The sequence below is a fragment of the Inquilinus sp. OTU3971 genome, from assembly GCF_038440215.1.
Genome location: NZ_JASATH010000041.1, coordinates 37,264 through 47,034 on the forward strand (window position 1 = coordinate 37,264; position 9,771 = coordinate 47,034).

Genomic DNA, 9,771 nt, shown 5'->3' on the forward strand with positions numbered 1-9,771 from the left:
GGCGCACGCAATGTCGCATTTTCTCGACCGGCTGACCTTCTTCCGCAAGACCGAGGGCGAGTTCTCGGACGGCCACGGCATCGTGACCAGCGAGGACCGGTCCTGGGAGGACGGCTACCGCAAGCGCTGGCAGCACGACAAGATCGTGCGCTCGACCCACGGCGTGAACTGCACGGGCTCGTGCTCCTGGAAGATCTACGTCAAGGGCGGGATCGTCACCTGGGAGACGCAGCAGACCGACTATCCCCGGACGCGGCCGGACCTGCCCAACCATGAGCCCCGGGGCTGCGCCCGCGGCGCGTCCTACAGCTGGTATCTCTATTCCGGCGCCCGGCTGAAATACCCGATGATCCGCGGCCGCCTGCTGAAGCTCTGGCGGCAGGCCCGGGCCACGAAGCCGCCCGTGGCGGCGTGGGCGTCGATCGTCGAGGACGCCGGCAGGCGGCAATCCTACACCTCGATCCGCGGGCATGGCGGCTTCGTCCGCGCGACCTGGGACGAGGTCAACGAGATCATCGCCGCGGCCAACGCCTACACGGCGAAGCGGTACGGGCCCGACCGGATCATCGGCTTCTCGCCGATCCCGGCCATGTCCATGGTCTCCTACGCCGCCGGGTCTCGCTATCTCTCGCTGCTGGGCGGCGTCTGCATGTCATTCTATGACTGGTACTGCGACCTGCCCCCGGCCAGCCCACAGACCTGGGGCGAGCAGACCGACGTGCCGGAGAGCGCCGACTGGTACAATGCCGGCTTCATCATCGTCTGGGGCTCCAACGTGCCGCAGACGCGGACCCCGGACGCGCATTTCTACACCGAGGTCCGCTACAAGGGCACGAAGAGCGCGGTCGTCAGCCCGGACTACGCCGAGGCGACCAAGTTCGCCGACATCTGGCTCAATCCCAAGCAGGGCACCGACGCGGCCCTGGCGCTCGCCATGGGCCATGTGATCCTGCGCGAGTTCCATCTCGACCGGCCGGTGCCGTATTTCGACGACTATCTCCGCCGGTTCACCGACATGCCCTATCTGGTGCGCCTGGCGGAACGGGACGGCCGCTTTGTGCCAGAGCGGCTGCTGCGCGCCTCGGAGCTCGAGGGCGCCCTCGGCGAGAGCAACAATCCGGACTGGAAGACGGTCGCGATCGACGAGAGGACCGGCGCCCCCGTCGCCCCGCTCGGTTCCATTGGCTACCGCTGGGGCGAGGAGGGGCGGTGGAACCTCGAGGAGAAGGACGGGCAGGGCCACGACATCCGTCTGACGCTCACGCTGGCCGGCGCTGACGCCGAGATCGCGGCGGTGGACTTCCCGTATTTCGGCGGCCGCGCCACCGAGCATTTCGTGGCGACGCAGCACGGCGAGATCCTGACCCGCACCGTGCCGGTCCGGACGCTGGCGACGGCCGATGGCGGGCAGGTGACGGTCGCGACCGTCTACGACCTGATGATGGCCAATTACGGGCTCGACCGCGGCTTCGGCGGCGGCAACGTCGCGCGAAGCTATGACGAGGACATCCCCTTCACGCCCGCCTGGGCGGAACGGATCACCGGGGTGAAGCGCGACGCCATCGCCACCGTCGCCCGCGAATTCGCGGCCAATGCCGAGAAGACCAACGGCCGGTCGATGATCATCATCGGCGCCGGCATCAACCATTGGTACCACATGGACATGAGCTACCGGGGGGTGATCAACCTCCTGGTGTTCTGCGGTGCCGTCGGGCAGTCGGGCGGCGGCTGGTCGCACTATGTCGGGCAGGAGAAGCTGAGGCCGCAGACCGGCTGGACGCCGCTGGCCTTCGCGCTCGACTGGTCCCGGCCGCCCCGGCAGATGAATTCGACCTCGTTCTTCTACGCGCACACCGACCAGTGGCGGTACGAGACGCTGACGGCGGCCGAGATCCTGTCGCCCACCGCTCCGGACGGGGACTGGAACACGAGCTTCATCGACTACAACGTGCGGGCGGAGCGCATGGGCTGGCTGCCGTCGGCGCCCCAGCTCAAGCAGAACCCGCTGACGATCGCCGCCAGGGCCGCCGCCGTGGGGCTGGAGCCGAAGGACTACGTCGCCCAGGCGCTGTCGTCCGGCGAGCTGGAGCTCGCCTGCCATGATCCGGACAACCCGGCCAACTGGCCGCGCAACATGTTCGTGTGGCGCTCCAACATCCTCGGCTCGTCCGGCAAGGGGCACGAGTACTTCCTGAAGCACCTGCTCGGCACCCGTCACGGCGTGATGGGCAAGGACCTGGGGCCGGAGGGCGCCGTGCGCAACCGCGAGGTCGCCTGGCACGAGACGGCGCCGGAAGGGAAGCTGGACCTGCTGGTGACGCTGGACTTTAGAATGTCCACCACCTGCGTCTACTCGGACATCGTGCTGCCGACGGCCACCTGGTACGAGAAGAACGACCTCAACACCTCGGACATGCATCCCTTCATCCATCCGCTGTCGGCGGCGGTGGACCCGGCCTGGGAGGCGCGCTCCGACTGGGAGATCTACAAGGGCCTCGCCCGGACCTTCTCCGAGGTGGCGCCGGAGGTGCTGGGCGTCGAGACGGATGTGGTGCTGACCCCGATCCAGCACGACACGCCGGGCGAGATCGCCCAGGCCTTCGACGTGAAGGACTGGAAGCTCGGAGAGGCCGAGGCGATCCCGGGCCGGACGATGCCCGCGGTCGCCGTGGTCGAACGCGACTATCCCAACCTCTATGCCCGCTTTACCGCGCTCGGCCCGCTGATGACGACGCTGGGCAATGGCGGCAAGGGCATCGGCTGGAAGACAGGGCACGAGGTCGACGCGCTGGCCGCCCTGAACGGCGCGCATGCGGCCGGGCCGGCCGAGGGCCTGCCGCGGATCGAGACCGATATCGATGCCGCCGAGGTGATCCTGATGCTGGCGCCGGAGACCAATGGCGAGGTGGCGGTCAAGGCGTGGGGCGCCCTGTCGAAGGCGACCGGCCGGGAACATGCCCATCTCGCGCTGCCGAAGGAGGACGAGAAGATCCGGTTCCGGGACATCCAGGCCCAGCCGCGCAAGATCATCTCCTCGCCGACCTGGTCGGGCATCGAGAGCGAGTCGGTCTGCTACAGCGCCGGCTACACCAATGTGCACGAGCTGATCCCCTGGCGGACGCTGACCGGCCGGCAGCAGCTCTACCAGGACCATCTCTGGATGCGGGCTTTCGGCGAAGGCCTCGTCACCTGGAAGCCGCCCATCGACCTGAAGACGATCCGCTCGGTCAAGGACCGGCGCCCGAACGGGAACCGCGAGATCGTCCTCAACTTCATCACGCCGCACCAGAAGTGGGGCATCCACTCGACCTACAGCGACAACCTGCTGATGCTGACGCTCAACCGCGGCGGCCCTGTGGTGTGGATCTCCGAGCACGACGCCGCCACCGCCGGCATCGTCGACAACGACTGGGTGGAGGTCTTCAACGTCAACGGCGCGCTCACCGCCCGTGCGGTTGTCTCCCAGCGCGTCAAAGACGGCATGATGCTGATGTATCACGCCCAGGAAAAGATCGTGAACACGCCGGGCTCGGAGCTCACCGGCAACCGCGGCGGTATCCACAACTCGGTGACCCGCACGGTCCTCAAACCCACTCACATGATCGGCGGCTACGCCCAGCAGTCCTACGGCTTCAACTACTACGGCACCGTGGGCTCCAACCGCGACGAATTCGTCGTCCTGCGCAAGATGGCGAAGGTGGACTGGCTCGAAGACGCGCTGACGACGGAGGCCGCAGAATGAAGATCCGTGCCCAGATCGCGATGGTGCTGAACCTCGACAAGTGCATCGGCTGCCACACCTGTTCGGTCACCTGCAAGAACGTGTGGACCAATCGCGAAGGCGTCGAATACGCCTGGTTCAACAACGTGGAGACCAAGCCGGGCGTCGGTTACCCCCGGGAATGGGAAAACCAGGAGAAGTGGAACGGCGGGTGGCGGCGTCGGCGTGATGGCCGGATCGAGCCGAAGATGGGCGCCAAATGGCGGATCCTCGCCAACATCTTCGCCAATCCGGACCTGCCGGAGATCGACGACTACTACGAGCCATTCACCTTCGACTACGAGCACCTGCACACGGTGAAGGAATCGAAGGCCTTCCCGACCGCGCGCCCGCGCTCGGCCATCACCGGCGAACGCATGGAGAAGATCGTGTGGGGGCCGAACTGGGAGGAGATCCTCGGCGGCGAGTTCGAGAAGCGCTCGAAGGACGTGAACTTCGAAGGCGTCGAGAAAGAGATCTACGGCCAGTTCGAGAACACCTTCATGATGTACCTGCCGCGGCTGTGCGAGCACTGCCTCAACCCGGCCTGCGTCGCCGTCTGTCCGTCGGGCGCGATCTACAAGCGCGAGGAGGACGGCATCGTCCTGATCGACCAGGACAAGTGCCGCGGCTGGCGCATGTGCGTCTCCGGCTGCCCCTACAAGAAGATCTATTACAACTGGTCTTCGGGAAAGTCGGAGAAGTGCATCTTCTGCTTCCCCCGCATCGAGGCCGGCCAACCGACCGTGTGCTCGGAGACCTGCGTCGGGCGCATCCGCTATCTCGGCGTGGTGCTCTATGACGCCGACCGGATCGAGGCGGCGGCCAGCGCGCCGGACGAGAAGGACCTCTACAAGGCGCAGCTTGAGCTGTTCCTCGACCCGAACAACCCGGCGGTGATCGCCCAGGCCCGCGCCGACGGCGTGCCGGAGGCCTGGCTCGAGGCCGCGAAGCGCTCGCCGGTCTGGAAGATGGCGATGGAGTGGAAGATCGCCTTCCCGCTCCACCCCGAATACCGCACCCTGCCGATGGTCTGGTACGTGCCGCCACTGTCGCCGATCCAGTCGGCCGCCGCGGCCGGGAAGATCGGCGCCGACGGCGAGATGCCGGATGTCCGCTCGCTGCGCATCCCGCTCCGCTACCTCGCCAACCTGCTGACCGCCGGCGACGAGGAGCCCGTGGCCCTGGCGCTGGAGCGGATGCTCGCGATGCGCGGCTACATGCGGGCGAAGACGGTCGACGGTCGTCTGGACGAGCGCATCGCCGCCCGGGTCGGCCTCACCGGGGCGGCCATCGAGGAGATGTACCAGGTGATGGCGATCGCCAATTACGAGGATCGCTTCGTCATCCCCACGGCGCATCGCGAATGGAGCGAGGACGCATATGACCTGCGCGGCTCCTGCGGCTTCTCCTTCGGCAACGGCTGCTCCGGCGGCACGTCGGAGGTCGACCTGTTCGGCGCCAGACGGACGAAGAAGGCCTCCAACCCGATGGAGATCGCGTGATGGCCGGCCCGGTTGCGACCAAGACGTTCAAGGCCCTCTCGGTCCTGCTGGCCTATCCGACGGCGGAGCTGGCCGCGGCAGCACCCGAAATTGGTGCGGCGATCGCCTCGGAGGGGGTGGTGGCCGCCGAGGCCGGCGCCGGCCTCGCGGCGCTGCTGGCCGAGCTCGAAACGGCCGACCTCTACGACCTGCAGGAGCGGTACGTCGGCCTCTTCGACCGGACGCGCAAGCTGTCGCTGCACCTGTTCGAGCATGTCCACGGCGAAAGCCGGGATCGGGGCCAGGCCTTGGTCGACCTCGCCGCGCTCTACGAGAAGGGCGGACTGGCCCCGGCGACGAACGAGTTGCCGGACCACCTGCCGCTGTTCCTCGAATACCTGGCGACACGGCCGCTCGACGAGGCGCGGGCTTTGCTCGGGGACACGGGCCATATCCTCGCCGCGCTTAGAGAGCGTCTCGAAAAGCGCGAGACGCCGTATGCGGCGGTGTTCTCGGCGCTTTTGTCCATCGCCTCCGGGCCGGCCACTGCCATCGACGACAAGAGTCCGGATCCGGCCGGAACCAATGACCTCGCCGCGCTCGATGCGGCGTGGGAGGAGGCGGCGGTCACCTTCGGACCGGGCGCCTCGGACGGCTGCCCGGCGGAACGGCTCGGCACCCGCCTGCGCGCGGCCCAGCGCGACATGCGTGCGACCACGGCGTGAAGGAGGAGACGATGTCCGCTACGATCAACGCCGCGCTGTTCGGCTGGTATCCCTATCTCTGCCTCACAGTCTTCCTGGTCGGCAGCCTGCTCCGTTTCGACCGGGAGCAGTACACCTGGAAGTCCGGCTCCTCGCAGCTGCTGCGCCGCCGGCAGCTGCGGCTGGGATCGAACCTCTTCCATGTGGGCATCCTCGTGATCTTCGCCGGCCACACGGTGGGCCTGCTGACTCCGATCTCGGTGTTCGACGCGCTCGGGGTCAGCCACTCCTTCAAGCAGGGCCTCGCGATCGTCGTCGGCGGCGTCGCGGGCATCGCCTGTTTTGCCGGCATCACGCTGCTCGCCCATCGCCGCCTCTTCGATCCGCGCATTAGGGCCACCTCGAGCTTCGGCGACACGGCGATCCTGCTGATCCTGTGGGCCCAGCTGACGCTCGGCCTGTCCACCATCTTCATCTCGCTCGGCCATATGGACGGTCACGAGATGGTGAAGCTCATGAACTGGGCCCAGGGCATCCTGACGCTACAGCCGGCGGCGGCCGCCTTCGTCGCGGACGTGCACCCGGTCTTCAAGGCGCATCTGCTGCTCGGGATGACCATCTTCCTCGTGTTCCCGTTCACGCGGCTCGTCCATGTCTGGAGCGCGCCCGTCTGGTATCTCGGCCGGCCCGGCTACCAGGTGGTTCGAACCCGCTTCGCGCGACGCCCCCGCGACGCGGCGACGCCGGCCGGATATCGACCGGTGCCTGCGCGGCCGCTGCCGGCCCCCGCCGTCCGCAGGCCCGCGGAGTGACTCCGATGCAGACACCGATCCGCGATCACTCCTTGGTGGCCGGTGCCGACGGACCGATGCCGACGCCGTCCCTGGCAAAGTTGGCACCGATGCCGACGGTGACCGTCAACGGCGTCGCCATCTCTCGAAAAGCCATCGCCGCCGAGGTGCAGAACTTCCCGGGCCCCGATCCTCGCGGGAGCTGGGAGGCGGCGGCCCAGGCGCTCGCCATCCGCGAGCTGCTCCTCCAGGAGGCGTGGCGGCTGGAGATCCCGGTCGAACAGCGGCGGGACGAGACCGGCCGCCTGGAAACCGGGGAGGATGCGCTGGTGCGCGCCCTCATCGAGCGCGAGATCCGGACGCCCGAGCCGGACGAGCAAGCTCTCCGCCGTGTCTACGAGACCCATCGGAAGAGGTTCATTTCACCCACGCTTTACGAGGCGGATCACATCCTCATCGCCGCGCGCCGTGACGATGCCCTGGGCATCGCCGCCGCCCGCGGGAAAGCGGCCGCCCTTGTCGCCGTCCTCGCCGTGGTGCCGGAGCGCTTCGCCGCCCTTGCGCGGGAGAATTCCGACTGCCCATCCGCCGCCCTCGACGGCAGCCTCGGCCAGATCGGCCCCGGGGACACCACTCCGCCCTTCGAGGAGGCGCTCGCACGCCTCGAGCCGGGCGAGATCTCCGATCCGGTCGAGACACGATACGGGATCCACCTCATCCGGCTGAACCGGCGGATCGACGGACGGCAGCTTCCCTTCGAGGTCGTTCGGGACAGGATCGCCGCCTATCTCACCGACCGCGTCCGCCAACAGGCGCAGGCGCAATACGTGGCGCTGCTGGTAGGCCGGGCCGACATCCGCGGCATCGGCCTCGCCGCCGCCGCATCTCCCCTGGTCCAGTAGGAGGCCGCCATGCTGGGCGCCCTGATCGCGTCTCTCGATGATCCAGCCGTCGCCTCCGGGCTCGTCGCGGCCCTTGACGATCCGTCCCTGGCCGCGCGGGTGGCGGCGGCGGCTGCCGCTTCGGGCCGCGCGCCGGCCGAGATCGTGGCGGCAACCGTGCGCGGCTTCCTCGACACCGCCTCGGACGACCACTGGGTGCAACTCGTCGGGATCATGAACCGGGCAGCGGATCCCGGCCTCGCGACGCTCCGCGCCATCCTGTCGAAGGCGCTGCCGGAGGCCGGGGCATGGGCGCTGCGGACCGGGGTCGGCCAAGCTCACGGAGCGCATGCCCCATGATCCGCTCAGCCAAAGCAAGGCGGACATGGCGGGGTCCGGTCCTGTTGAGCTGCGGCTTCCGTCCATTCTTCCTCGGCGCCGCAGCCTGGGCCGCCATCGGCATCGCCCTCTGGATGCCGTTCTATGTCGGAGAGATCGAGATCCCCACGGCCCTTGCCCCGGTGAGCTGGCATGCCCATGAGATGATCTATGGCTACGGTTCCGCGGTTGTGGCCGGCTTCCTCCTGACCGCAATTCCGAACTGGACTGGTCGTCTCCCGGTTGCGGGCTGGCCGCTCGCCGCCCTGGCGGCGCTGTGGGCCGCCGGGCGGATCGCCGTTCTGGCCTCCGCGATGATCGGCTGGCGAGCGGCGGCCGTGATCGATGTCGCGTTCCTTGCCGTCTTCGCCGCTGTCGCAGTCCGCGAGGTGGTCGCTGGCCGGAACCGGCGGAACCTGAAGGTGGTGGCCCTGTTGCTCGGACTCGCCGGTGCAAACGCGGCCTTCCATGTCGAGGCCGCCACGGCCGGCGCGGCCGTGGTCTCCACCCGCGTCGGCCTCGCCCTGATCGTCTTCATGATCCTCCTGATCGGCGGGCGCGTCGTTCCCAGCTTCACCAGCAACTGGCTCGCGAAGAGAGGAGAGGAGGCCCTGCCGGCGCCGTTCGGGCGGGCGGACGGCGCGGTGATGGCGCTGTCGGCCACAGCACTCGGCCTGTGGGTCGTGGACCCGGGGCAGGGGGTGGCCGGGGCCACCCTCCTGCTCGCGGCCGCCGGCAACGCCTGGCGGCTGTCTCGCTGGCGCGGCTGGAGCACCCGATCGGATCGGCTGGTGCTCGTGCTCCATGCAGGGTTTCTCTTTGCGGTCCTCGGCTTCGTGTTCGCGGGAGCGGGCTCTCTATGGCCGGACCTCGTCCCATCCGCGGCCGGTATCCATGTCTGGGCGGTCGGGGCGATTGGCACCATGACCCTTGCCATCATGACCCGTGCCTCGCTTGGCCACACCGGACGGGCACTCAGGGCGTCGGGCTTGACGCAGCTCCTCTACTCGGCTGTGGCCGTGGCAGCCGCCGCGCGTGGCGCCATGATCTTCCTGCCCGGAGCGGCGCTACCCTTGATGTCGATCGCGGGGGCCGCGTGGATCGCCGCGTTTGGCGGGTTTGTCGCCGCATACGGACCGATGCTTTTGGAGTGGCCCCGTCGTTCCGCTCCATGAGGTCCCTTCCGACAAAGTCAGGAGGCCGGCGCGCCGCACCTTGAAAGGCTGGGGCTCGAGCATCGACCGGCTCGGGCCTGTCGCGGCCAGCGGCTTGGATCCGGGCATGATCCGGCCGGGATTTCAGCCGCAGGCGATCGAAGAGCCTTCGGATTCGGCCGGGGCCAGTCCTTTCCGATCGCCGTGCGCCAGAATGCGTGAGCGTCGTTGGCGGCGCGTCCCCGCCATCTTCGTTATACCCCCTCGACATTGATCCGAAGTCTCACCCCGAGAAGGCGGGCTTCCTGCGTTCTGCGGACCATTCACGAATGCAACCGAGCCTGCTCTGAGGCGCTGATCCCAACGCTCGACCATGACAGCTATCACGCGTTGGGGCTCCGTTGCCGACGCCTTTGGCGAGCAGGGAAGGGCGTCGTGCGAGGCGTGGTCCTCACCGTACGTCTGAGCACACTGGCGGATGATCGACCAATTCCTCAGCACGACTGTCCCAGTCTCGCGCGGCGAGGATGTGCAGCGGAGGCGGCGCCGGCTGGTAGCTGGAACGCTCTTGAGCCTCAACGGCCGAATTCAAAAGAGCCCTTGTTCACGCCGCCTCAAA

General features: G+C 68.2%; 7 protein-coding genes. All 7 read left to right on the plus strand.

The window, feature by feature from the left end:
* The first annotated feature begins 10 nt into the window (after nucleotides 1-10).
* The 7 genes from AAHM41_RS13025 to AAHM41_RS13055 are packed head-to-tail and all read left to right on the plus strand — an operon-like array spanning nucleotide 11 to nucleotide 9,173.
* Nucleotides 11-3,742, plus strand: coding sequence for a nitrate reductase subunit alpha (locus AAHM41_RS13025; RefSeq protein ID WP_342236970.1), 3,732 nt, complete (start codon nucleotides 11-13; stop codon nucleotides 3,740-3,742).
* Nucleotides 3,739-5,265: a nitrate reductase subunit beta gene (gene narH, locus AAHM41_RS13030; RefSeq protein ID WP_342236971.1), complete on the plus strand. Its 1,527-nt coding sequence runs from the start codon at nucleotides 3,739-3,741 to the stop codon at nucleotides 5,263-5,265. Before AAHM41_RS13025 ends, narH begins: the two co-directional genes overlap by 4 nt.
* Complete coding sequence (gene narJ, locus AAHM41_RS13035) at nucleotides 5,265-5,969, plus strand: nitrate reductase molybdenum cofactor assembly chaperone (protein WP_342236972.1); 705 nt, start codon at nucleotides 5,265-5,267, stop codon at nucleotides 5,967-5,969. The genes narH and narJ overlap by 1 nt, the downstream gene beginning before the upstream one ends.
* A gap of 11 nt (nucleotides 5,970-5,980) precedes the next feature.
* Complete coding sequence (gene narI / locus AAHM41_RS13040; protein WP_342236973.1) at nucleotides 5,981-6,760, plus strand: respiratory nitrate reductase subunit gamma; 780 nt, start codon at nucleotides 5,981-5,983, stop codon at nucleotides 6,758-6,760.
* A 5-nt stretch (nucleotides 6,761-6,765) separates the two neighbouring features.
* Entirely contained in the window at nucleotides 6,766-7,641 is an 876-nt protein-coding gene (locus tag AAHM41_RS13045; protein ID WP_342236974.1) for a peptidylprolyl isomerase, read from the plus strand.
* Between the two features lie 9 nt (nucleotides 7,642-7,650).
* A complete protein-coding gene (locus AAHM41_RS13050) occupies nucleotides 7,651-7,980 on the plus strand; it encodes a hypothetical protein (protein ID WP_342236975.1) in 330 nt (109 codons plus the stop codon).
* Nucleotides 7,977-9,173 (plus strand): NnrS family protein, encoded by a 1,197-nt coding sequence (locus tag AAHM41_RS13055; RefSeq protein ID WP_342236976.1) that lies wholly within the window; start codon nucleotides 7,977-7,979, stop codon nucleotides 9,171-9,173. Before AAHM41_RS13050 ends, AAHM41_RS13055 begins: the two co-directional genes overlap by 4 nt.
* The last annotated feature ends 598 nt before the right edge of the window (nucleotides 9,174-9,771 follow it).

Excerpts from the sequence above, each read along its gene's own strand:
- AAHM41_RS13025 (WP_342236970.1), top strand. The coding sequence starts at position 11 with ATGTCGCATTTTCTCGACCGGCTGACCTTCTTCCGCAAGACCGAGGGC.
- narH (WP_342236971.1), top strand. The coding sequence starts at position 3,739 with ATGAAGATCCGTGCCCAGATCGCGATGGTGCTGAACCTCGACAAGTGC.
- narJ (WP_342236972.1), top strand. The coding sequence starts at position 5,265 with ATGGCCGGCCCGGTTGCGACCAAGACGTTCAAGGCCCTCTCGGTCCTG.
- narI (WP_342236973.1), top strand. The coding sequence starts at position 5,981 with ATGTCCGCTACGATCAACGCCGCGCTGTTCGGCTGGTATCCCTATCTC.
- AAHM41_RS13045 (WP_342236974.1), top strand. The coding sequence starts at position 6,766 with ATGCAGACACCGATCCGCGATCACTCCTTGGTGGCCGGTGCCGACGGA.
- AAHM41_RS13050 (WP_342236975.1), top strand. The coding sequence starts at position 7,651 with ATGCTGGGCGCCCTGATCGCGTCTCTCGATGATCCAGCCGTCGCCTCC.
- AAHM41_RS13055 (WP_342236976.1), top strand. The coding sequence starts at position 7,977 with ATGATCCGCTCAGCCAAAGCAAGGCGGACATGGCGGGGTCCGGTCCTG.